This window comes from Pseudoalteromonas rubra, from assembly GCF_005887115.1.
GTDB classification, from domain to species: domain Bacteria; phylum Pseudomonadota; class Gammaproteobacteria; order Enterobacterales; family Alteromonadaceae; genus Pseudoalteromonas; species Pseudoalteromonas rubra_F.
In genome coordinates, this window is record NZ_PNCJ01000026.1 from 11,933 (window position 1) to 35,672 (window position 23,740).

Genomic DNA, 23,740 nt, shown 5'->3' on the forward strand with positions numbered 1-23,740 from the left:
ATTGTTCCCGTATTATTCTTGCAGTAAATATTTTATTTTACTTTTAATAATATCAATCGCAACGCGATTCATACCGCCACGGGTAACGACCAAGTCGGCATTGTGCTTTGAAGGCTCAATAAACTGGTAAAACATCGGTCTTACCGTTGCCTGATATTGCTCAACCACCGAAGAGATACTTCTACCGCGAGTTTCTATGTCTCGTTGCATTCTTCGCAGTAGACAGATATCAAGCGGCGTATCAATAAATACCTTGATATCAAATTCTTCGATTAATGCTGGATCGCTTAACAGTAAAATCCCTTCAACGACTAATATCTTTGCTGGGTTTACCGTGCGTGTCTCACTACTGCGCGTATGTTGAGCATAGTCGTAAGTCGGTACTTGTACAGACTTACCTTGACGCAGTTGCGTCAGGTGCTCTTTCATTAACGCATGTTCAAACGCATCCGGATGGTCATAGTTCGTTTGAGTTCTGTGTTCAAACGGCAAATGCGATTGATCTTTATAATAGGCGTCTTCTTCTATAACGGCGATGGCACCCGATTCTAGTTCGTTTACTAATTCGTTATAAATAGTTTGACTAAAAAGAGACTTACCGGACGCAGATGCGCCGGCGATGGCTATAATTGTTCGTGTCACTAAAGTTCACACCCAGCAGTTATTAATGTTGGAAGATCACAATAGCAAAAAAGACACGATTAATCTCTTTTGCCTCGCTTAAGGATCAAATTTAATTGTTTTGGTTATAACAAAACAGGACTTATGTCCGCTGGTCCAATTAGTGATGAGATTTAATTAATATAGGTACAAATGGTTTTTTGTTATGCTTTTATGACAGCGGACTTATGTCCTGTACGTTAATTTTGGCTACAAATAAAGTAACACCCTCTGATGAGTATCGATGATAAAAAAACAAAATCGCAGCGCGTCAGAATAAACAGATAAGAGGTAGATTATGGCAAGAGCAATCATATTAATGGCAGACAGCTTAGGAATAGGGGCTGCACCTGATGCCGATAAATTTGGAGATGCTGGTGCCAATACCTTAGCTCATCTGTTAGCAGCTTATAAGAAAGAGAGAGGCGAAGCCTTATCTTTACCTACTTTAAGTAAGTTAGGTTTGATTGCAGCATGTGAAGCTGCAGGCAAAGAAACGTGTGAAGTCGCCGAGCGCATAGAGCCACAAGCAGCCTGGGGCTACGCAAAAGAGTTATCCAGCGGTAAAGATACGCCGTCTGGACACTGGGAAATGGCAGGCGTACCTGTGTTATTTGATTGGGGTTACTTTCCCAATACACAGCCGTGTTTCCCGCAAGAATTTATTGATGAGTTGTGCAAGCGCGCAGAAATCCCGGGTATTTTGGGCAACTGCTATGCATCAGGCACGACTATATTAGAGCAACTGGGGGAAGAGCACGTCAAAACTGGCATGCCTATTTGCTACACCTCAGTTGACAGTGTGTTTCAAATAGCCGCACATGAGCAGTCATTCGGCCTTGACAAACTTTATCAGGTATGTGAAATCGCACGGGCACTGCTTGATGAAATGAATATAGGACGAGTGATTGCGCGGCCATTTATAGGCACTTCGAGTGCCGACTTTATTCGTACTGGTAATCGTCGCGATTACTCAGTGTTGCCACCGTCGCCAACAGTGTTAGATAAGCTGGCGAATGATGGTGGTGAAGTAATTAGTATAGGTAAAATCGCTGATATCTATGCACACCAGGGCATTACGCAAAAGCATAAAGCTCCTGGGTTGATGAACCTGCTGGAAAAAACCAGCGAAGTCATCGACAGTGCGCCGGACCATAGCCTGATCTTCACCAATTTGGTGGATTTCGACGAACAGTTTGGTCATCGCCGCAATGCGGTTGGATATGCTGAAGCGCTGGCACAATTTGATGCCTTTTTACCGACTATACTCGACCAGTTAAAAGACGATGATCTGCTGCTTATTACGGCTGATCACGGTTGTGATCCGACCGCACCGGGCACAGACCACACCCGCGAATATGTGCCAGTATTGGCGTATCGCAACGGAATGAACAATACTCCGTTAGGTGAAAGAAACAGCTTCGCAGATATGGGTCAGACACTGGCTCAATGGTTTAACTTATCTGCTTGTGAATATGGTGACGGCTTTGCAGCCAAACTCGCTAAGGCTTGATTTAAAGGAAACATGTTATGAGTACTCCGCATATTAATGCTAACCCAGGTGATTTTGCAGAAACGGTGCTAATGCCAGGGGACCCACTGCGTGCCAAGTACATTGCTGAAAACTTTTTGCAAGACGCACGTCAGGTAACGGACGTACGCAACATGTTTGGTTTTACCGGCACATACAATGGTAAGCCAGTTAGTATTATGGGCTCAGGCATGGGTATTCCATCTATGTCTATTTACGCTCGCGAGCTGATTGTCAGCTTTGGTGTTAAAAACCTAATTCGTATCGGTACATGTGGTGGTATCAATCAGGATACCAAAATCCGTGATGTGATCTTTGCACAAGGTGCCAGTACAGATTCCAACGTAAACCGCGCTCGTGTGCGTGGTTATGATTTTGCAGCGCTTGCTGATTTTGGCTTGCTGGAGAACGGTGTCAATGCAGCACGCCGTCTTGGTATTGAAGCGAAAGTGGGCAATGTATACACCACAGACACTTTCTATCAGGCAGACAGCAGCTTTTACCCTGAGCTTGATAAGTTGGGCGTACTGGCTGTTGATATGGAAACGGCGGGTCTGTACGGCGTTGCAGCTGAGTACGGTGCAAAGGCAATGGCATTATTCACAGTAAGTGATCACGTGATCACAGGTGAAGCAACGCCGCCTGAAGAGCGTCAAAGCACGTTCAACGAAATGGTTAAAATAGCACTAGAATCAATTTAAAGAATTTGGTCCTTTAACAGGGCCTCCCTGTTCCTTGGTAACGTAATCGCAGAGTTTTGGAGACACGCCTAAAACAACGCGAATCACACCCAAAAAGCCGCACTCAGTGCGGCTTTTTTTTGCCTGAAATTTGTTGCTCTATTATCTCTACTATACACTCAGAGTAATTTATCTAATATCAGGTTCAGATAAAATGGTTTTTCCGACGATGTTATTAGTTTGGGGAGTGGCAACCTCCGTATCTGCAACATGTACTATGCCCGTTGAACCACTTAAATCACAGGCCTATAACCTTCCCCAGCAAGCAATTCAAATCTACTTAGACAATAAAGAAAGTCTGCAGCGACAAACATGTCCTGATACAGCACTGATATATCGCTATATTCTGATGGCCGCTATTCGATTGCAAAACTGGCCCATGGTAGAGGAAGTGGTGCAGGCACTACAAGCCGAGCGTTTGGCCTCTGATGTGCAGGGGAAAGAGCTTAATATTATCAATAACATTGGTGTAGCTTATCGCAAAGCTGGTCAAACTGATGATGCGCTGGCCCATTATCGCTGTGCCTTGACCTATGCCGAAACCCACGATGCCAGAGCACTTATTAAAATTAACATTGCGATAGTTCATCGTAATGCGGGACAACCCGCGGTTGGGTTTCGCTTGCTAGAAGGCATAGAGGAAGAGTATTTACCAAATGTAATACTGGCTGGGTTACATGTTGCCAAGGGCAATACAGCGTTACAGATAAAACGGTATGATGAGGCAAAGTATGCTTATCGAAAAGCCCGAGAGCATTATCTGGCAATGAAAGACGATCGCAATGCTCAGGCTGTAGTGCCCAATATGTTAGTTGCGGCATTGGCCACCAATGATCTCACGGCCTACGATCAATTGCGTCCATTAAGCACCTTGGTACCAGAACTACTCTCAGATCATGGGCATCACTTTATTCAGTGGCTGGACACCTTCCGGTCATATAGTTCTGCTAAAAAACTGACTCAGGCACAGCAGGAAAAGTTGCTACAAACAGAAGTTATTGGTCCGGATTACCTCGAGTTTGTTGCTTTGCTGTCGTCTCGCTATGGCCTGAATCAGGATGTGATACAACGAATTGTACAAAAAAGCCGTAACCCTCCATTGCCAGGGGCGCTTGCTAAGCACTGGTGTGGGTCGATGTAATGACCTAGCGTTTTGATGGATTTAACTTAAAAATTTGTTTTTACCCCACTTTATGCCAGATTTAAGAGGCTGACACAATAAAATGAGCGGGAGCAAGTATGGCGAACTGGGTAAATGGTAAAGTGGTTGAGAAGCTGTGGTGGACACCCAGCCTGTTTAGTATCAAGGTAGCGGCTGACATAGAACCCTTTTCTGCAGGCCAGTTTACCAAGCTGGCTTTACCAGTTGAAGATAAGAAAGTATCTCGGGCGTACTCTTTCGTCAATGCCCCTCAGGATCCACTACTTGAATTCTTTCTGATCGAAGTCCCTGACGGTCAGTTATCCTCTCCGTTGGCGGCTTTGGACATTGGTGATGATATTTTGGTGGCAGGAAAGCCTGGCGGTTTTTTTACTCTGGATGAGGTGCCTGACGCCAGTGTATTGTGGATGCTAAGTACCGGTACTGCGATTGGTCCGTTTTTGTCTATGATTGGGGATGGGAAGCTCTGGCAGCGATTTGATAAAGTCGTGCTGGTTAATGGCGTGCGTCATGCACAGGATTTGTGTTATCAGGATATGTTGCTCGATACCGAAAAAATATTTAAGCAATTTAAGTATGTGCCGTTAGTTAGCCGCGAGCCAGTCGAGAACATGTTGGCCGGACGGGTCACGAGCTTACTGGAAAGTGGGGAGTTGTGTAGCCATTGTGGGTTTGCTCAGATCCCCGAGGACAGTCAGTTTATGTTGTGTGGTAATCCAGATATGGTGAAAGACACCGCAGCATTGTTGCAGGGCTTGGGTTTTACGCGCAATCGTCGCGCACAGCCCGGACACATTACAGTAGAGCAATATTGGTAAACGCAAAGCAATGTATCGGGATATTGACACCTGCCTTTGCGAATATTGTGCCCTGTAGGCTCTGAACCTGTATTCTGTTGGCCGAATTTGGTATCTTTCAGGCCAACTTGTCCCACCAAAAGGGAATTTATGAAATATCTATTTGCGCTGTTCTTGTTTGCTTACTCAGTTATGGGGAACGCTAATCCTGCGTTGGATGATCAGGCTAGTAACTACCAATTAGCAAAGACAGAGCAGGAACTAGCAGCAGAGACGGTCGTCGATAAACTCATACAGGCATATAATGCACAAAACATACGACAGTTTATTGCATTATATGCAGAAGATGTTGAGTTTTATATGTATCCTCAAACGCTGATGTTTACGGGAAAAGAAAAGCTAATTGAACGCTACGGGCTGATGTTTAAGAAAATGCACTGTCTTAAAGCAACATCCATAAAACGGATCACCCATGGTTCTATTGTTATTGACCATGAAACTTCTGAAATCTGTAGTAAAAAAGCTGGTGTTGTAGATAAGCGCTCTGAGTTTGTAACCAGCTATCAAGTAGAAGACGGTAAAATCAAAAAAGTAGTATTCTTTCGTTGACCTATTTACAGGCACTGATAATGTTTCTGAGCGTTTTGGTATGGGTACAAACGGTCCCGACTCCCCAACGTTTAAGCACCTGTAGCGCACCTAGTCTTTAGATGTGCGAACGACCTTTAGGTTATCGCACATCAACGCTTCTTTTAATGCATTAACCCGCTAAAGCTGAGGAAAGTCTGAATGTTCAAGGCACAGCAGAGCACTAAATATGCTGCCTGTCAGAATAGGGCGCCCTGAACTTACGTCGTGTTGCGAGATACTTACCAGTGTTCAACCAGTTCTTTAAAGCTCGGATTGCTCTCAAGTACCTGAAAGGATGGCTCGTGTGTCAGTTCATTTTTCAGGTTTGGTGAGTAAGCCAGGGCCATTTTAATGTCGGCTATGGCATCTGCTTGCTGTTCCAGCATGGCGTAAGCACAGGCACGTTGCCAGTAGGCGTAGCCATAGTCGCTGTCGATTTCCAATGCCTGATTACACAAGTTGATCGCAGGACCTGTTTGTTCCAGCTCCAGCAGTGCATCGGCTTTATACACCAGTGCTTCCACGTCATCCGGATGGCGCTTGAGTATTTCGTCGTACATTTCAATTTTACCCTGCATATCACTTTCGAGGTTAGCTCGCATCCACAGCGAGTGGATCTCATTAGTAATGGTGATTTTCCGCTGGTTATTTAATATCTCTTCAGAACGCTCTTTGAGCTTTTCCTCCAAAGTCCCTAGCCTTTGTTCATACTCAGCAGTGATATCTCCTACACGATCATTTACTGTTTCTTCTACTTTATTTTTAATGTCACGTAGTGAATTCCAACCTGCCAAGACCAACAGTGAAGCGGTCGCGGTAATAATAAACAGCACGTTGTTAATGGTATCGGTGGTGTAAGTTAGTGCCCGGTCAGCTGCATCCAGCTGTTTGTGTGTAAGCTGTAAGGTGACATCTTCACGTAGTTTTTGCTGATCCTGCCGTAAGGACTTTAGTTCATCAAGAACATAGCGTTCCATTAGCGGGCGATACATGGGTTCTTTCAGCTGTTGTAATGCTTGCTGTTGCTGCTGTTCAGTCAGAGTTGTTGTGGGTTGTGAGGCGTTTGCTGTAAGTGTCCAGCAAAACATCAAAGAGACGAAAAGAAGGATATTTTTAATCATAGCAGTGATCTGTTTGAGAGTTTGGTCTAGCATGTTGCATGAGAGGCTAAGAAATTGCAAAGCTGCCAGGTATGTTTGAGCAAAACCTGGTCGATACGGCAGGTGTTGAGGTTAAGTAGATTGCATGACGAATCGCGCGGTATTTCGGGGAGTGTTTTTCACCTTACTGGCATCCATAGTGTGTTTCAGTCACTTGGTTGTTGCTGGTATTGAACCACGTCCTGTACTTGTGCCTGACTCAGAACCCGATATTCAACTTCATGTTGTTACCGAGCAGTGGGTGCCATATAACTTTATCAACCAGCACGGAGAAGTGGACGGGCGTGCCACTCAGAAAGTCCGTGAAGTGCTTGATACCGCGGGGCTCAGCTATGACATATTGCTCTTTCCCTGGACCAGGGCAATGAAAATAGCACAAACTCAGCCTAACACCATGATCTATTCTATCTTTCGCACCCCGGAACGAGAGGCGAAATTTGAGTGGGCATGCCCTTTGTTAAGACCAGTCAAAGAACACTTATTTAGATTAACGTCTCGTAATGACATACAGCTTGACTCTTTAGATGATGCTAAACGATATATTATCGCGATGGTCAGAGGCAGCGTGACACACGAGTATCTGCTTGCTAAAGGGTTTAAAGGGGGAGTCAATTTGGATTTATCTGCTGATCCCAGCTCATTAGCCAAAAAATTGCTGGCAGGGCGGGTAGATCTTCTGATGACCACTGAGTTCACCATCTATGAGGCCCTGCGACTGATTGACCAGCCATATGAGGTGGTTGCCTCCGCACTAGAGGTACGCGATAGATCTGGAGAAAGAGCTTGTATGGCTTTTCATCCTCATACCGACAGCGACATTATCGATAAAGTGCGCCGTGCTCTGGCGGAGCACAACCGTCGCTACATCGGCCCTTAAAATAATATTGGCACTTGATGAGCACCAGGTTAAGAGGCTATGTATATCTTAATACAGGCTGACTCTAAACTAGTTGATTTCGGTCTGTATTTATTTTGTCAGTAATATGTTTGCCTGGTTTGCAACCATGCCAGATCGGAGCGTATCTGCTGTTTATTATAGCTGGCTTGGTCTGATGAAGAGCAGAATGGCACCCACTTGCTTGGCTAAACACAGAGAAAACTAACCCATGTTTACTGAATCTTTTTGAGGGGCAGCCTCATAATGATGAATTTGCCAGTAGCCGGTATAGTACAACAATCAGAAAAAGCGACACACAAACGATCAGGTAAAGTGTTGAAGCAGAGCGTTCATTAGGTTCCGCGACCAGGTGCTTGTGATATAACTGACGCCCGTATCCCGCGTTGATATCAGTATGTGCTTGTCTGTTTCGTGGAAAAGTCAGCAGGCCCAAAGTGACGAGCAGGCCAGAATTTACCCATTGCCCTTTCAGAAGTGTGAGCAGAGCCAAAGTGAGCAAGGCAATACTTGCGATCCATCTCAATAAATACGTCATAGTGCGTCCGATGCAGTCATAAAGTCAGGCTGTACTCTAGAGCTTGGATTCTAATCTTGCAAGTCAATTGTCCCCAAAATGAAAAAATTACAGGTTTAACCTATTTTTCTCACTAACTGTGTAGGTTATATCTCACATTTTGTTACGCCGACGTTATACTTATTTGCTTAATTAAGCGTTCTAATTTGAGGCGAGAAAATGGAGTCGATAACAGGCAAAAGTTTTGCTATGTAGTTGCTCTAAATGAGAAATTGTTAACACAGTTAGTTAGCATCATACTTGCTCCATCAAATTGAACAGGTATTGATTTACGTTGGTATTATCCGCTTTGCTGTACCAGACCTAGCTCAACGGCTTTTAGCGTGGCCTGTGTTCGATCTCTGACGTGCAGCTTACTGAGTAAATTGGACACATGATTGCGGATCGTGCCTTCTGCTTTGAACAGCTGGGCTGCGATTTCTTTGTTAGAGTGACCCTGTGCAATCAGTACCAGTATTTGCTTTTCTCGCTCAGTTAGTTCGTCAAGAATGGTTGCTGCGCGTGCGAATACAGTGCTCAGGGCGCTTTGGATCACCAGCTTACCGGAGTTTACAGAGTGGATGGCTGAGTGCAGCTCCTCCAGCTCGACATCTTTCAGCATGCACCCGTTTGCGCCGAGCGCAAGGGCGTGTTGGAGTTTGGTTGTATCATCAAAAGTTGTCAGAATGAGAACTTTGGGGGCATTTTGTATTTGCCTGAGTTGCTCAAGTACTCCCAATCCATCAAGTTCTGGCATACGCATGTCCAGTAGTACAACGTCAGCTTCAATCTGGCCTGCATGATACTCGTTGATAAATTCCAGACCATTTGCGGAGTTGCCACTACACTGGATATCTTCACATAACCCCAGCAGCGCTTGCATGCCCTGTCTTACTAATGCCTGATCATCGACAATATGGACTTTTACTTTATTCATGGTGCTGAATTTCCTTAAAATGAACTTGTATGGCAAAACCTGCACGAGTGCTTTGCCAGTCAAACTGACCGCCCAATGCAGTCACACGTTCCTGCAGACCGAGTAAGCCATTCCCGGGTTGACATGCTTGAACTGCGTTGCCGTTATCAGCAATTTCCATACTCCATTGCGTGCTGTCGGAATCACTAAACTCAATGCTCATCTGTGTTGCATTACTGTGTTTGAGTGTATTAGTGATGCTTTCCTGACAGACTCTTAGGATGCAATGTGCATGACTTAAACTTTGCAAAAGCGGGTGTGTACGAAATTGCAAAGAGACGTTAATTCTGGGTACATGGCTTATCAACTCCGTCAGAACGGCTTCCAGATCCAATGGCTGTTCAGTGCGTTTATCACTGACCAGGGCCCGGATTTTCTCTAATGTTTCTCGTGCCAGCGTATAGCTCTGCTGTAACTGAGGTTTCTGTGGCTCTTCAGCTGTCCGTCTGGCAACATCAAGGTTGACGATTAAGCTGGTTAATTGATGGCCAACATCATCATGCAGCTCTCTGGCCAAATGTAGTCGCTCTTGTCGAGAAACAGATTGGCTGAGTAAAGACTGAGTGGCTAACAGCTGGCTGTTGGCGAGCTGAGCCTGCTCTTTAGCAATACGCTCTTGTCGCATTCTGTGGCTAACTACGAAGGAAAAGAGGTGAAATGATGCAAACAGGCCGGCCTCTGTCCAAGGCCACGGTCGCTCCCAAAACAGGGTTTGAGTGAGCAAATAAGCTGAGCTTGCAAGCAAGATATAGCAGTATGACAGTACGGGTGTGAGATAAAAAGTCAGTATTGCAATGAGCATCACGCTGTATATTAGGTAAACAGAGCTAGGCAACAAGAAACCTGCACTGTGAATTAAAATCGCCATCAAAGCGAGTAGCCAATATCTGATTTTGTAACCATAACTGTGCTGTGATTCATTGGCGACCAGCAGAATCAAAGGTAACAGTAAGATATGTGGTAGCCATGCCCAGGCTGGCATAGCGGATAAGGCGAGCAGGCTTGGTATGGCCACAGCGCACCAGGTGACGAGTGCCGTCACTAGCATAGACGGTTGATATTTAAAGTAAGACTGCACGATAAGTTCATATTTTATGTTGAGATTCTGTACTTATATCAGATCCTGACATGAAAAAAAGCATGACGAATGTCACAGGTTTTTATGACATTCGTGACATGAAGAAAACAGCGCTTTTTCATAGTCTGAATGCACATCAATTTGAGGACTATAAATCATGCAATATCTTCATCAGTTTTCTCTCGTAATTCACATTATCGTGGGCAGTTGTGCGTTAATTCTATTCTGGATCCCTGTGCTGGCTAAAAAGGGAACAAAGCGCCACAATCAGGCTGGCAGAGCCTATACGTTCAGTATGCAACTGGTCGCCTTGTCTGGCATCTTGTGTTGTTTTTTGGTGTTACTCGACCCGATAGCGATTTATCAGACAAGCTATTCACAGGCTCAGAATAAGGCACTTTTTATCGAAACAGCCCGAGAGCGAGCCAGTTTTTTGCTGATGCTGTCTTTCCTTGCTTTAACCTCGGTCATGCATGGGACTCGCGTGCTCCAGTATAAGGCGTCTCGTCAATCGCTGACGCGTCTGGATATGATAGCCAACTATACTGCGTTATGCAGCAGTGCACTTTACGTCGGCTATCTGGGAAGTCGCGATGGCCATGTTTTGTATACAGTATTTAGCGTTATAAGCCTTGTTATTGCTATCAGGATGATACGTTACTCCTTCGCTCAAACAGTTAAGCCTGGACAATGGCTGGTTGAACACCTCAGTGCGATGATAGGCTCTGGCATTGCTGCATATACTGCTTTTAGTGCAGTTGGAGGGCGTTATCTGTTGGCTGAACTGCTTGGAGAGCAAGCGATACTGATGGCCTGGCTGACCCCCACAATCATTGGCACTATTGGGTTAGTAATAACTAAACGCAGATATCGTTAGGTTGTTTGTCCACGACAAAGCTTGCGCAGTCACAACAGTCTGTAAAGGTGAGAGGTCTCATGCGAGGTTAATAGAGACAGCGCTGAGATAAATGATGATTATGCAGAAAAGTGCAACTTTACATGAGGGCGCTGTCAAAGCAAAACGGTGTATAGTGCGTAGTCGGTTTCTTTATAATTATCAAGACAGTTATTGGTTTGGGTACATTTATCAATCCTGATACAAAGCCCCTACAAATGGTTACTTACAGTCTATGCTTGTAGTTGTATGGTTGAATTATGACCGCAATAACAACAATCCGACGGGGCTTACCATGAATAAATTCTCACTGATGTGCCTGTTTTTGATTCTCACTTGCCAAAGTGCAATCGCGGTCCATTCTATCGGGCAGACTCACTGGACTCAGCTTGATCAAAACCAGCAGTTTAACCAAAAGCGCACAGAGCAAACTCTGGCGTTAGATGTGGCGACCATAGAGGCATTGCTTGCAACTTCCGATTTTGTTGACATGGCACTCCCTTTGCCTTCAGGTCAATTTGTCAGATACCGACTTAAGCCCAGCCAGGTGATGGCTCCTGAACTTGCTCGCAAGTATCCGCAGATAATGACGTTTCGCGGGGCTGAGATAGGTCAGCCTGACAACCTGGGATCTTTTGATTTATCATCGAAAGGGTTCTTTGGGATGTTTGAGCACGGTGGAAAAACAGTGTACATAGACCCTGTAAAAGGAACGGAACTGTATCGTAGTTACTATTTTACGCATGCTATGAAGCAAGCCAGTCCGGTTAAGATAAAACGCCATCCGCCGATACGTTTTCCGGAACTATCAGACGCCACAGGTAAAAGGCCTGACGACCAATTGCAAACGAGTCAGATTAGTGAACGGATTGTCTATCGACTAGCAGTCGCAGCAACGGGTGAATATACCGCGTATCACGGCGGAACGCGTGAACTTGCGCTGGCAGCACTGGTTACTATGGTGAATCGGGTTAATCAAGTTTATGCGCGAGATTTGGGAGTTACGTTCCAGCTGGTGGCGAACAATGATCAACTGATATTTCTGGATGCGGCTACAGACCCCTTTACTAACTCAGATCAGGATATAAATGGTGATATCATCGCCGATGCCATAGAGGCGGTGATTGGTGTGTCAGATTATGATATCGGTCATTTAGTGGTGACCGAGGGGGGAGGAGTTGCCGGTTTAGGAGTGGTATGTACCTCTGAAAAAGCATCTGGTTTAACGGGGAGTTCTGTACCCGAATCAGATGCTTTTTACATCGATTATGTCGCCCACGAAATTGGCCATCAACTTGGCGCTGAGCATACCTTTAACGGCTTGGTTGGTGCCTGCCAGGGAAATCGATCCGGATTATCTGCGTTTGAGCCGGCCAGTGGCTCAACCATTATGGGATACACGGGCATATGCGGCACGCAGGACTTACAAAGAAACTCAGATCCCTTTTTTCATTTGCACTCTATCGAACAGATGGTTGCATTCACCCGTCAGGGCGTTGGCAGTACTTGTGGAAACCGAATTGGTCTTACGAATCAAAGCCCTGTAGTTGACGCTGGTAGTGACTACTTTATTCCGGCGCGTACACCCTTTACCCTTACTGGCAGTGCGACGGATCCTGATTCAGACACGCTTACATTCAGTTGGCAGCAATTTGATTTGGGAACCGCAACCAGCAGTCCAGATCAGGATGCCATTGATAGAGGTGCCGGGCCTTTATTCAGAGTGTTTGACCCAACTTCTGAACCTGTAAGAACCTTTCCCAGGTTAATAGATATTTTGACCAACAGCAGTGTACTTGGTGAGACTTATCCTACGACAAACCGAATCCTTAATTTTCGGCTAGCCGTGAGAGATGGCCAGGGACATGTTGCGAGCGATGCGATGCAGGTGAGTGTAGTGAACTCAACGAATGGATTTGCTGTGACACAACCAGATGGTAGCAGTCAGTGGGAATCTGCTGTTCATTCTATAAGCTGGGATACAGCGAATACTCAAAATGCTCCGGTATCGTGCAGCAGAGTCAGCATTAGCTTGTCTACGGATGGTGGTATGAGTTTTCCGACTCCACTGGCAAACGCGGTGGATAACGATGGGCAGCAGGATGTGTTGATTACATCGGCTATCAGTACGAATCAAGCCAGAGTGAGGGTGAATTGCTCGGACAATATCTTTTTTGCGATCAATTCAGGGAACTTCACCATCAATTTCGATGGCCCTGCGGAGCCCATCATTCCTGTATACCAGTCTCAGGACTCGCTTTCAGTCAACGAAGATGAGCGATTGACGGTCAAGGTAGAGGATTTAACCTTTGCTTTTGACCTGGCTATTGATTCTATCACTTTAATGGCGGGCGATAATTATACCCTTGACGGTACGACAGTGATCCCAGATGAGAACTTCAATGGACAATTGGTTGTGCCAGCTACCGCGACCAAAGGCAATCAAAGCAGTGAGCAGTTCAGTATAGAAATCACCGTGGTCGAGGTGAATGATGTGCCCATGGTGGTAAATGATAAGGTTGAAGTCGCGTTTCAAGCCAACCTGGTTGTGCTTCCAGTGCTCAGTAATGATACTGATGTTGATGGAGATACGCTGAATATATCGAGTGTGGATTATCAAGGGGAGGGAACGGTAACGATAGCATCAACCAATTTAGTTTATACCGCGGGCAACGCTTTCTCAGGTGCAGAGACCTTTAGCTATACGGTGAGCGACGGCAATGGTGGTAGCGCATCAGGCGAGGTTGAGGTGACAGTGGCCCCAGCCCCAGCCTCAGTCCCTGTAGAGCCAGACCCTGAGCCGAACTTGCCACCTGAGCCACCAGCACAATCACTTGATGATGGAAGCTCCGGAGGTACATTGTTTGCTGTGCTGTGGATTTTGATTATATGCTGCGGTACCAGATTAGGAGTAAAAAAGTATGGCATGTAAACTTGCTACAGTATTGGCTTTGATTGCTATCAGCATAACGACTGGATGTCAGGGCATGAGTAAACAACCCTCAAATGCAGATAGCAAACTGGAACAGGCGGTGTCTCAGGCTCTGGCCGTGGATGATTTCCGCCTTTACTACACGACGGGAAGAAGGCCCGTTGTACCAGGTTTTGAGCAATTGGCATTCAAAGAGCTAAAGGCCCGGTGTGGTGTTAAAGCTATGCCCGGAACAGGGGATACCCTGCGTAGTGAAGCTGATAAAAAGGCGCGCTCAGAGGCCTATCATTACGCCAGGGCGTTTAATATCAAAATGTATGAAGCGTGTTTGAACAGGCAATAAATGACAACAGAACAAAAAGTATTACTGATAGATGATGACACAGAGCTGACTCAGTTAATGTCTCTGTTTCTTGAAAAAAATGGCTACCGTGTTTCGTGTTACGCTCAAGGAAGTGGCGCGGTTGAGCGAGTTAGAGAGTTTGCCCCCGATTTGCTGGTACTTGACCTGATGTTACCGGGCCAAGATGGGTTGAGTATTTGTCGTCAGATACGCGGGAGCTTCGGTGGGCCTATTATCATGCTGACAGCACTGGTAGACGATATAGACGAAGTAACTGGACTGGAAGTCGGGGCGGATGACTACTTGTGTAAGCCAGTTAAACCCCGAGTGCTGCTTGCGCACATTCGGGCCCAGTTGAGACGCCATGATATGCTCGTTGCGCAGAGTAACCAGCATGTCAGAACGATTCACGAAGGTGAGATTTGTGTGGATCTGGCTAAACGCAAGGCAACCTGTGGTGACAAAGAAATCCTTTTGTCCAGCGCTGAATTTGAGCTTTTATGGCTACTCGCCAGCTCACCCGGGAGAATTTTATCGCGGGATGAGCTTTATCGGACGCTCTTTAAATTGGAATTTGACGGTATGGATCGATCAATTGATTTACGTATTTCCAGATTGCGTAAGAAGCTTGGCGACGATCCTAAGGAACCTAAAATAATTAAAACTATAAGAAACAAGGGATATTTGATTGCAAGTTAACACTTTACGGGTGTTCGCCTTTATTGCCGTAGCAATTGTGCTTAATAGTGTGGTCGCTTTTACGGTACGTAATACCTTACTTATTGACATAGAAACCCAGTATATCGAAACACAAAATCAGTTTCTGGATGATGTGAAAGCTCAGATTTCTGCAGCCCTTACAGACCCTGAGCGTTTACCTTTATCGGGTATTCAAATGCAGCTGGAGGCGCAATATGACACATCCGCGCTACTGGTGGCGCGTGATGATGAGTACTTCCCACAGGATCTACTGGCCGAGTTAGCCTTGCCTCACAATCAGCATGGGCTGGTGGATTACTTAAACGCAACCGTCTATTTTGCGTTAAACGATAAGGATGTACTTGAGGTTGGGCCACTGGTCGAACAGAATATGTTTTATTTTCTGGTCGACTGGTTTGACTGGTTGATATCAGCTTGCCTTAACCTGCTATTATTAATGATATTTTGGCTCGTGGTCAATAAAGAACGTCAGGCATTAGTAGCACGACTGAACACGATGCCGGTACCCTTAACCCAGCCACAGGACCTGAACACCAGTCTGCAGCAGCTTTCGCAGCTTGTTGATGCCCAGCTCAGTGAAGGAGAAGCCAGGATCACTTTACAGCGAGATCTGCTTCATGGCGTGGCACATGAGTTTCGTAGTCCAATGGCTCGGATGCAGTTTGCACTGGATATGCTGGAGGAAGCCGGTGAAGATGAGCGAGAAGAGCTCCATGCCAGCCTGAGTCAGTCACTCAAGGACTTGGATAGTCTGGTGAGTGAGCTGCTGTATTATGCCAGAGTCAAAGACAACTCAGTCAAACCAAACCTGACCACCCTTAATATAAATACCCTGTTGCAGGATACGCTAGATAAAGTCGTGCCTTTTTATCCTCATATTGGGTTTGAGCTGGACAGCGCTGATATACACTGGCATGGGGATGATGCACAGGTGAAGCGTCTGTTCACTAATCTGATGCGTAATGCGGGTCGTTTTGCCCGAACACGTGTTCGTGTAGCGGCCTGTATGCAGGGAAGCGAAGTCGTTGTTCGCGTGGCCGACGATGGTATTGGCATTCCTCCAGGAAAACAGACGCGTATTTTTGAGCCATTTACTCGGCTGGATCCCAGTCGCTCAAGAGATTCAGGTGGGTGTGGGCTTGGCTTAGCAATTGTTCAGTCGATCGCTATCAAGCATCATGGCACGGTTCGGGTCAGTGACGAAAATGCTGAGCTGGGCGGTGCATGTTTTGAAGTCAGATTGCCGATAATGAACGAGTCACATGGTCAAATCACTCCAGGTCATTAAGTAGTCGTTTGATTTCACTGCGCACACTATCTATGTCCTTAACGACCAGGTCGACAGCCTGGGTACTGGCGTAAATATTTTGCCAGTTGTTATTCCAGGTCGTTTTCAGTGTTCTGGCACTTTGTTGCAGATCGCCATTGGTAAGATAACTGAAGTCATTGATTAACCCGACACTGATCCACCCTTTTCGCGGGCTACCCTCTGTTTTATTTTGATCGTAATGGGCGACATAGATCAGCTGCTCTAATTGTGCGAGCTCCTTCAACATCTCGAAACAAGCGGTACGTATATTGTTGTTTTGCTCCGAGACTTCCAGCCGCCAGGCATTATAGGCAAAACCGACAAAAGCAAATAACATGCTGGCGATAAGGCTGAGCTGATATAGACGGATTTTTTCACTAAGCTTCATAGAGTTCCTGGTCCATTTAAAAGTGGCGTTTTATGGCAGCTGATAGTCACTGAGCCAGTTTGCTGTGAGTGCTTTTTGTAATAACTGCATGACTGCGAGTGTGCCTGCCTCAGCATCCTGGTGAATATTGGCAGCAGTCTCGCAAACGAAGCTGAAAGGTAAGCCCTGTTCCATCGAATGCAGGCATTGATATTCACCTTGTGTTAAAGGATGGAAGGCCGTACGTAGATCGGTCTCGCGAATAACCAGCCAAAAGCGTTCAGACTCAAGCTCTGGCGAAGGGGGAGGATCCCCGTGTTTAAGTGCCTGCCAGCTTTCAATCGCAGCAAACTGACAGCGCAGCAGTCGTGCGCTTGGGTGAAGCGTAAAAACAACATTCGGCCATAAATCTGAGGGGATCTGCTGAATTTCAGACAGTGTCAGGCGTTTTGTGTCAGGGGCATCGAACGCCTGTAGCAGCTGGCGCTCAAACAATGCGATTTCACTTAGGATCCCATGTTCAGAAAAGGGCTGCTGAGTGGCAAGAAAGTGGGGAAGTTTGTCGCCAAAATGCCGTAAAGAAGGGTCATTTGAGGGATACTGAGCCAAATATCCCGTCACCATGTCATCAAACAAATCGTCACCCAGATAGCGCCCCAGCATCTCATGATCTTGCTCTAATACTTTGGTGAGGCGGATACGGTAAGCGTTTTGGTAGATCAGTGCTCGGTGCTCAGCATCCAAACCGGGTTGTGGCGCAATATGGTTAATCAAATCCTGATCAGTGCCGTTAAGCAAGGCCATAAACGCTTGTTGAATTCTGGCCAGTTCAGTCATTGGAGCTCCAGTTCAAAGGAGCAAGCTTTCTTGCTTGATTTAACTCGGCTATCAGCGAGTCAAAAGGGGGAAAGTTATCGTCTCTTTCGATCATCGTATTGATAGGCAAGCGAGATTGTGCGTAGCGCTGAAATAATTGCCATACCGCGTCACAGACAGGCTGGTCATGTGTATCGACAATATGGCTGCCAAAATCACTGTGACCTGCCAGATGGATCTGTGCAACGGCCTGCTGTGGAATCGCATTGAGGTAATCCATGGCATCAAAGCCATGATTTCTGGCGCTAACATAGACATTATTGATGTCGAGCAAAAATTGACAGCCCGATTGTTGATGTAGCGATGCGAGAAAATCCCACTCTGTCATCTGAGATTGATGATACGTCAGGTAGCTGGACACATTTTCCAGAATCAGTGGGCGCTCCAGGTAGTCCTGAACAATTCGCAAGCGATCGCATAAATGTGTGAGTGCCTCTTCGGTGTATGGAAGCGGCAACAAGTCATGACTATTAAAATCGCCAATAGACGAAAAACACAGATGGTCAGATACCCAGACAGGTCGGATGCGCTCTATGGTGCGCTTCAAATCTCTCAGATAGTCGAAATTGACCTCTGTGGTGCTGCCAATTGACATCGATACACCGTGCATGGCTATGGGATAGCGCTCTTTTATCTGATCAAGATAATGCCAGGGCTTGCCACCCTCAACAAAGTAGTTTTCTGAAATAACTTCAAACCAGTCGACTTCAGGCTGAGTATCTATGATGTCTTCAAAGTAGCAGGTGCGTAATCCCAGGCCAAAACCCAGATAGGGAGGTGATGAGTTCAAAGTTAGGTCCATTTGGGCTAGTGGCTTTGTTTAGCTTGCGATACGGATTATTAGTATCGCAAGCTAAAACTGGGCCGTAAATTGTAATACGGAATGATTAGCTTTCGATTTTGCCGCCGATATCCTGGCACGCTTTGACAGGCATTTTTACGAAGCCCGTGCCTTTACATGAAGCATGACCACCACACGCGTTATTGGCAGTTTTGCAGTCGTTATGGCCACCGCAGATATTCACATCATGGCACTTCACCAGATCTGATTTGGCAACAGAACCGACCCATTTGTCTTTCACTTTACCGCCCACATCTGCGCACGCTTTACCCGGCATTGCTACGAACCCTGTTCCTTTGCAACTAGCTTGTCCTGAGCAGGCATTGTTGGCAGTTTTGCAGTCATTGTGACCACCACACACGTTCACATCATAGCAATGTACCAGATCGGTGCTTGCACCGCTCGTGCCTGTGTTTGCTGCATCGGATGATGAATTGTCTGTTGCATTACAACCTACCAGGCCTGCAACCATGACCGCCATAGCGGCCCCCGTTAGTGCTTTCATTTTATCTTCCTCATTGAGTGTGTGCCATGCGGAGTATGGCGGTTACCGATCCATAATTGCTGTTGTCTTAGAGTGGAAAGGTAGTTCAGCAGCATGTTCAATGCCCGTACTTATTGGTAGCCAATTGCCACCTGAACATGCTGCTGTAACGACAAGACCTGCCCTGACCAAGTTTCATTTCAGTTTAGTCGAAAATTTTTATTTGAAAGAGGAAGGAAGTAGGGAATAGGGTGGGATCCCTGACCACACCTCACGACCAGGGATCCTGTTGCTAATTAACCTCTCAGGGGAATGTGATTACTGTACTTTTAACAAAAAGGCACGACGCTGGTTGTCCTTGGTGACGTAAATGCCCACAATGTCTCCCTGTTCATTCACTGCTTCAGCCGTTTGCAGCCTGCCCGGCGCTGAAACCAGACGGTTTAAATCATAGAGTTTGCCTCGATAATAAACAGTGGCCTGTATGGTGTCTGAGGTCGATGAGAAACCAACGGCAGTACCTGAGCGGTTAATGTCATTGAATGCCGATTCTTCGCGTGATGTTTGCTGTAGTCCGCCTACAACATGTTCTGCAACACCCCCAAGCATAGAGGGATACCAGATGGTTGCTTTTAGCGGAGTCATGGCGCGGACCATCTTAGAGCCGGCAATCATGCCATAGTCATTGATTGCATTCATTTCGCTCATAACGCCTTCACGTTCATCTATCACAGATACCTGTCCGTGTTTATAAATAAAGGCTCTGTTGGGCTTGTACGACCAGGCTTCATACTCAAAGCCGACAACATCACCCAGATTATTCAGGCCAGTAGCACGACGATAATAGGTGTTGTGCGCTGCTTCTGTCGAAATGGCATTGCCCTGCCAGGATACCAAAGTGTCCTGGCCGATCTGGTTGTCTGCCCAGCCAATGATTTTACCCTGATCATTAATATCAACAGCCATTGCACTGTCCAGAGGCTTGCTACTCAGTACTGGCAGAGCTTGGGGAGCACCTTGTTCAAATCTGACTGGCTGATGATAACTTTCTCCCATTTTTGTGTCATCGTTAACGCCGCGTAAAACCTCATACCCTACGGCGACAGAGTGATTGTTTATGGCTACGGCATGTGAAGACTGTACTGTGTCCTGGCTGTGGCCGAGATCAATCATGGCGCCGTTTTGATACTTGAACGCATATTCACAGTTCATTGGTTTACTGACCGGGGAAGTACAGTCCATATTGTTATCGCGGGTGGACCAACCGACTATAACGCCCTGGTCGTTTATATCGAGCGCTGCCGATTCACTTCCTCCCAGAGTGCCCAGATCGATAAATCGGTACGAGGGTGACTCAGAAGCCAAAGTTGCGGCAGAAAAAGTGCAAAAAACGGTGCTGGCGATCAGCGTGGTTGTGAGAGACTTAATGTAATACATCTTAATACTCCTTTTAGTTACATTAATAATAAAGAACGGGTTTTTTAATCTACTGAGACTAAAATTACCCATTAATGATGACAGAAAAAAGTATTAATCGTTAAGGTAAAATAACAGCCTCTATTGATCTGGAGCAATAAAGGTACATTTTATTAGTTTTTATATCATGTATATAGCTCATAAAACGTTCAGGCAAGGTTCTGTAAAGGATGAGACTGCAGAGGTAGGGGCGCATGGCCGCCTATGCTTGCCGGATCAAGCGCCTGAGCATGACCAGCTTTCGTAATACTGAGATTTTGTGTTTACTTTTGAACAACAGCATACCGCCAAGTGCCAACAGTGCAATACCCTCTGGTGTGCTCGCCATTGCTTTGGCTTTGTAGCAAAAGCGCCTTTTATTAAACTGCGCATGATACAACTGCTTCATCAGGCGCAGTTGTTGTTGCTGTGCTTCTTTGTGTGCACTTTGGTAAATGAAACGTGCCAGCCAGTTCATCATAACGTCCTTCTAAAATCATGAATCAAAACACATCAAGCAGATCGCTCGTGGTTTTATCGAACAGCTGTATCGCAGCTGCGATCAGGTAGTAAATCAGTGCCAGGTTCAGCGTCATCAGCAATCCTGCGGATACGAACCAGCTCAGACCGGCTTGCACCATCGCATAGGCAATTAAGCCCTGAAGCGACAACCAGGTTGCTGTGATAAGCAGTGCAGAAATCATCAGCAGGATGAGACAGGCAAGGATAGCTTTAAAATGGGCACGAAGTTTGGCCTTTAACAATGCAGCGCACATGCGGGCAAGGTCAACATAGCTGGTGGTCACTGATTTACCTTCGTGCAATAGCCCTTGTAATTGCGCGCCCATGATTGCCGGTTGATGATATTCAGCATTATTGTCTGATGACGCGCTCATATTACTTACCCCTTAATAGCATGGTCAGAAGGACACCGGCACCAAAAGCAATGCCCGCTGTTTTAACTGGGTTTTCGGTTGCGTATTGCTTAATATCCGAAGTCTTCCACTTTTTTTCGAGAAGGCGTTTTTGTGCCAGCAGAGCCTGTCCGGAGGCATCGCCCTTGTTCCTTAATTGCTTTTCAGTTCTGGCTGCTGTGTCGTGCAGAGCATCGACAGTGGAATGCAGAGATTCAGCTAACTGATCTGATACCGGGTGTGTGTGGTCTTTGTTTGCCTGATTGTTGGCAGTCGGTTTCTTGGTACTCATAATAACGCCTTGATTGCGAGAATTAGTATGGTGTGAGTTGCAAGTGGCTTGCCATTTAAATGCTTTTACTATTCAAGTTGTTAGTGATTTTCTGTGAATGGGGATAGGGGGCTTTTACCGATATGTGAATATTTTACTCGGTATTATTTACGCGCAAGAATCGGTTTGAGCAGCTCTCTGCGCGTGAAATGAGGTGCCTGAATAGCCACTCGACGGGTCCCTGAGTAAATCGCTGGTACCATAATGTGGCAAACACCCAAGCCGACAAGCAAAAAAGCAGGCTACTAAACAAAGCCATTTCAATAGATTGACCTCCGAGCATGTTCAATGCTTCTAATGTACCCATACCAATAATGACATGTGCAATATAAAATGTGAGTGATAACTTACCTGTCGCCTCCAGAGAGCGAAAAACTCCTGTGTTGTGATATCTCTGTGCCAGCCTGATGCATATGAGCAGGACTATCACTGAGCTTGCAGTGGCAGAGATCAGGTATTGGGGTAAGGGAGGAATAGGCCCCGTGCTGAGTAAAAAGGCAATTTCTTCACCCTGTATATCCGCGTTTTGTGCCATCATACGTAAGAGATAAAATGCACTTTCGATGAGTATCAACACCAATAGAGCAATTTTAGACAATCGTTTCTGGGCTGCCCGCTGATGTAACGGTTGGCGACCAAGCCACATGCCAAACAATAGCAGCGCAAACCAGGGAAAAACAGGATGAAAACCATTATAAAAAATGCGTCTAAGCATCCCTTCGGGTGTCCACAGTTCGAGGTAAGTCAGGGTCTCCCAGTGCCAGCCCTGAGAATAATCGATGATCAATAACAGTGCTGGAAACGTTGAGACAATTACTGCACAGAGCACAAGTAAGGTACGATGAGACGCAAATAGTAACCAGGAAGCGAGAATAAAATAGCAGCCATAAAAATGCAGAATATCTGCAGGCCAGACAGGCAGATAAATCAGCCCTAAACACAGTAGTAAAATACCGCGCATGGCCACTTTATTTTGTAATTGTTTCCTTTGCAGCAGGCTGTGATGCTGGGCTTTGCGACAGCTCAGTGCCAGGCCAACTCCAACAAGAATCACAAACAAAGCGGCAGCACGACCTTCAAACAATGCACTTGCTGATATCAACACAGTGCTGCCCGTGGTCGCGCCCATAACGAGTTTAAAGTTTACGACCACCATACCAAAAATTGCCAATGCTCTGGCAAGGTCAATACCATGGATCCGCTTACTCATTAGTGTTTCCACTTGTCTATTCAGTGTGTCTTAAGTTAGTCGTTGTAGGCGGGATATTCCGTTAATAAGTGTATAATTTTGTAATCGTTATAGGTACGAGTGGGAAGTGAAAAAAATATTTAAAACATATTACCTGTTAACTTAGCTTCCCTGCCAGATTGCGAATTTATCTCCCAGATATTTGCTGTAGCGAATGAAATACGCATTGATGAGCAATAGCAATCCACCAACAAGTGCTGCTTCGCTGAACAGCCCCATAAGGCAAAAGCTCAAACCAAAGCCATGTAGTATAAACTCAAGGCGTGTCAGAAATTGTCTGTCGGGTTGGCTTTGAAACGTCCCCAGAAAAAACCACACTCTGAGCCATAAAGGCAGTGGGCGGATAGATGCGTTTTGATGTGGCATAAATGACTCCTTTTGTAGTGTATCAATATCGATCTCCAGTGCAGCAGCAATACATTTCAATGACTCCATGCTTGGCTTATGCCCTTGTTCGATGCGTTGAATGGTTCTGATATTTAGCCCCGACATCATGGCCAGTTGGGCCTGAGTCAGGTGCTTGCTTAATATGAGTTGTTTTAGGATCATAAGTAACTCGCTACACGGTGATATCAAAAAGTGTTACCAGAAGTTCTGCAACAGACAAGAAATTACAGTCGGCTTTTTTGTGACAAAGTATAAATATCAGTAGGTTAAGATTTTTCCTAAATACTTAATCAGGCAAATAGACGAAGCTTTTTAAGCGTTCCAGAGTGATATCATTCGGCTGCTCAAAATATTCAGCTTGGCTGAATCAGCGCAGCCCGGTGTGCTTTTTGAACGGATTGTGTGGTAAATAGACTTGCGTGTTTTTATGCATACGTATTCAATAGACGTTT

At 45.9% G+C, this 23,740-nt stretch carries 26 protein-coding genes; 11 read left to right on the top strand and 15 right to left on the bottom strand.

The window, feature by feature from the left end:
- Positions 1–12: 12 nt before the first annotated feature.
- Positions 13–642 carry a uridine kinase gene (gene udk / locus CWB98_RS16830; protein WP_049865267.1) on the bottom strand — a complete coding sequence of 210 codons (630 nt, stop codon included), beginning with the start codon at positions 640–642 and terminating at the stop codon, positions 13–15.
- A 316-nt stretch (positions 643–958) separates the two neighbouring features.
- Between udk and CWB98_RS16835 the strand changes: the two genes are divergently transcribed.
- The 5 genes from CWB98_RS16835 (at position 959) to CWB98_RS16855 (ending at position 5,499) form a co-directional block, all read left to right on the top strand.
- Positions 959–2,173 (top strand): phosphopentomutase, encoded by a 1,215-nt coding sequence (locus CWB98_RS16835; protein ID WP_138545911.1) that lies wholly within the window; start codon positions 959–961, stop codon positions 2,171–2,173.
- Positions 2,174–2,190: 17 nt separating this feature from the next.
- The gene (deoD, locus tag CWB98_RS16840) at positions 2,191–2,892 is read left to right on the top strand and encodes a purine-nucleoside phosphorylase (RefSeq protein ID WP_054013530.1); all 702 of its coding nucleotides are present in this window, start codon (positions 2,191–2,193) and stop codon (positions 2,890–2,892) included.
- Between the two features lie 208 nt (positions 2,893–3,100).
- The gene (locus CWB98_RS16845) at positions 3,101–4,072 is read left to right on the top strand and encodes a hypothetical protein (protein ID WP_138545912.1); all 972 of its coding nucleotides are present in this window, start codon (positions 3,101–3,103) and stop codon (positions 4,070–4,072) included.
- Between the two features lie 98 nt (positions 4,073–4,170).
- Positions 4,171–4,911 (top strand): ferredoxin--NADP reductase, encoded by a 741-nt coding sequence (locus CWB98_RS16850; protein WP_138545913.1) that lies wholly within the window; start codon positions 4,171–4,173, stop codon positions 4,909–4,911.
- 129 nt (positions 4,912–5,040) lie between these two features.
- Positions 5,041–5,499: a nuclear transport factor 2 family protein gene (locus CWB98_RS16855; protein ID WP_138545914.1), complete on the top strand. Its 459-nt coding sequence runs from the start codon at positions 5,041–5,043 to the stop codon at positions 5,497–5,499.
- Between the two features lie 260 nt (positions 5,500–5,759).
- Here the strand turns inward: CWB98_RS16855 and CWB98_RS16860 are convergent, their stop codons facing one another.
- The gene (locus CWB98_RS16860; RefSeq protein ID WP_171045686.1) at positions 5,760–6,641 is read right to left on the bottom strand and encodes a TPR end-of-group domain-containing protein; all 882 of its coding nucleotides are present in this window, start codon (positions 6,639–6,641) and stop codon (positions 5,760–5,762) included.
- Between the two features lie 124 nt (positions 6,642–6,765).
- Between CWB98_RS16860 and CWB98_RS16865 the strand changes: the two genes are divergently transcribed.
- A complete protein-coding gene (locus CWB98_RS16865) occupies positions 6,766–7,557 on the top strand; it encodes a substrate-binding periplasmic protein (RefSeq protein ID WP_138545915.1) in 792 nt (263 codons plus the stop codon).
- Between the two features lie 259 nt (positions 7,558–7,816).
- Here the strand turns inward: CWB98_RS16865 and CWB98_RS16870 are convergent, their stop codons facing one another.
- The 3 genes from CWB98_RS16870 to CWB98_RS16880 form a co-directional block, all read right to left on the bottom strand.
- Positions 7,817–8,113, bottom strand: a complete 297-nt coding sequence (locus tag CWB98_RS16870; protein ID WP_138545916.1) for a hypothetical protein — start codon at positions 8,111–8,113, stop codon at positions 7,817–7,819.
- A 319-nt stretch (positions 8,114–8,432) separates the two neighbouring features.
- Positions 8,433–9,068: a response regulator gene (locus CWB98_RS16875; RefSeq protein ID WP_138545917.1), complete on the bottom strand. Its 636-nt coding sequence runs from the start codon at positions 9,066–9,068 to the stop codon at positions 8,433–8,435.
- Entirely contained in the window at positions 9,061–10,185 is a 1,125-nt protein-coding gene (locus tag CWB98_RS16880) for a sensor histidine kinase (protein WP_138545918.1), read from the bottom strand. The genes CWB98_RS16875 and CWB98_RS16880 overlap by 8 nt, the downstream gene beginning before the upstream one ends.
- A gap of 157 nt (positions 10,186–10,342) precedes the next feature.
- On the opposite strand from CWB98_RS16880, the gene CWB98_RS16885 reads away from it, so the two are divergent.
- The 5 genes from CWB98_RS16885 to CWB98_RS16905 all read left to right on the top strand — a co-directional run bounded on the left by CWB98_RS16885 (position 10,343) and on the right by CWB98_RS16905 (position 16,363).
- Positions 10,343–11,062: a hypothetical protein gene (locus CWB98_RS16885; protein ID WP_138545919.1), complete on the top strand. Its 720-nt coding sequence runs from the start codon at positions 10,343–10,345 to the stop codon at positions 11,060–11,062.
- 313 nt (positions 11,063–11,375) lie between these two features.
- Positions 11,376–14,012, top strand: coding sequence for a reprolysin-like metallopeptidase (locus CWB98_RS16890; protein WP_171045687.1), 2,637 nt, complete (start codon positions 11,376–11,378; stop codon positions 14,010–14,012).
- Positions 14,002–14,355, top strand: a complete 354-nt coding sequence (locus CWB98_RS16895) for a hypothetical protein (RefSeq protein WP_138545921.1) — start codon at positions 14,002–14,004, stop codon at positions 14,353–14,355. Before CWB98_RS16890 ends, CWB98_RS16895 begins: the two co-directional genes overlap by 11 nt.
- Positions 14,356–15,054: a response regulator gene (locus CWB98_RS16900; protein WP_138545922.1), complete on the top strand. Its 699-nt coding sequence runs from the start codon at positions 14,356–14,358 to the stop codon at positions 15,052–15,054.
- Positions 15,044–16,363 carry a sensor histidine kinase gene (locus CWB98_RS16905; protein ID WP_138545923.1) on the top strand — a complete coding sequence of 440 codons (1,320 nt, stop codon included), beginning with the start codon at positions 15,044–15,046 and terminating at the stop codon, positions 16,361–16,363. The genes CWB98_RS16900 and CWB98_RS16905 overlap by 11 nt, the downstream gene beginning before the upstream one ends.
- On the opposite strand, the gene CWB98_RS16910 is transcribed toward CWB98_RS16905, so the two are convergent.
- The 10 genes from CWB98_RS16910 to CWB98_RS16955 form a co-directional block, all read right to left on the bottom strand.
- Positions 16,347–16,772, bottom strand: coding sequence for a hypothetical protein (locus CWB98_RS16910; RefSeq protein ID WP_138545924.1), 426 nt, complete (start codon positions 16,770–16,772; stop codon positions 16,347–16,349). The genes CWB98_RS16905 and CWB98_RS16910 overlap by 17 nt on opposite strands.
- Before the next feature lie 30 nt (positions 16,773–16,802).
- Entirely contained in the window at positions 16,803–17,588 is a 786-nt protein-coding gene (locus CWB98_RS16915; RefSeq protein WP_138545925.1) for an HvfC/BufC N-terminal domain-containing protein, read from the bottom strand.
- Positions 17,581–18,417 (bottom strand): MNIO family bufferin maturase, encoded by an 837-nt coding sequence (gene bufB, locus CWB98_RS16920; RefSeq protein WP_249364704.1) that lies wholly within the window; start codon positions 18,415–18,417, stop codon positions 17,581–17,583. Before bufB ends, CWB98_RS16915 begins: the two co-directional genes overlap by 8 nt.
- Before the next feature lie 97 nt (positions 18,418–18,514).
- Entirely contained in the window at positions 18,515–18,973 is a 459-nt protein-coding gene (gene bufA2, locus CWB98_RS16925; RefSeq protein WP_138545927.1) for a BufA2 family periplasmic bufferin-type metallophore, read from the bottom strand.
- Positions 18,974–19,270: 297 nt separating this feature from the next.
- Complete coding sequence (locus CWB98_RS16930; RefSeq protein ID WP_171045688.1) at positions 19,271–20,389, bottom strand: DUF3466 family protein; 1,119 nt, start codon at positions 20,387–20,389, stop codon at positions 19,271–19,273.
- A gap of 241 nt (positions 20,390–20,630) precedes the next feature.
- The gene (locus CWB98_RS16935) at positions 20,631–20,888 is read right to left on the bottom strand and encodes a hypothetical protein (protein ID WP_138545929.1); all 258 of its coding nucleotides are present in this window, start codon (positions 20,886–20,888) and stop codon (positions 20,631–20,633) included.
- Between the two features lie 22 nt (positions 20,889–20,910).
- The gene (locus CWB98_RS16940) at positions 20,911–21,303 is read right to left on the bottom strand and encodes a hypothetical protein (RefSeq protein WP_138545930.1); all 393 of its coding nucleotides are present in this window, start codon (positions 21,301–21,303) and stop codon (positions 20,911–20,913) included.
- 1 nt (position 21,304) lies between these two features.
- Positions 21,305–21,613 carry a DUF883 C-terminal domain-containing protein gene (locus CWB98_RS16945; protein ID WP_138545931.1) on the bottom strand — a complete coding sequence of 103 codons (309 nt, stop codon included), beginning with the start codon at positions 21,611–21,613 and terminating at the stop codon, positions 21,305–21,307.
- A 133-nt stretch (positions 21,614–21,746) separates the two neighbouring features.
- A complete protein-coding gene (locus tag CWB98_RS16950; RefSeq protein WP_138545932.1) occupies positions 21,747–22,862 on the bottom strand; it encodes a DUF418 domain-containing protein in 1,116 nt (371 codons plus the stop codon).
- A 141-nt stretch (positions 22,863–23,003) separates the two neighbouring features.
- Positions 23,004–23,450 (bottom strand): helix-turn-helix domain-containing protein, encoded by a 447-nt coding sequence (locus CWB98_RS16955; protein WP_138545933.1) that lies wholly within the window; start codon positions 23,448–23,450, stop codon positions 23,004–23,006.
- Between the last annotated feature and the right edge of the window lie 290 nt (positions 23,451–23,740).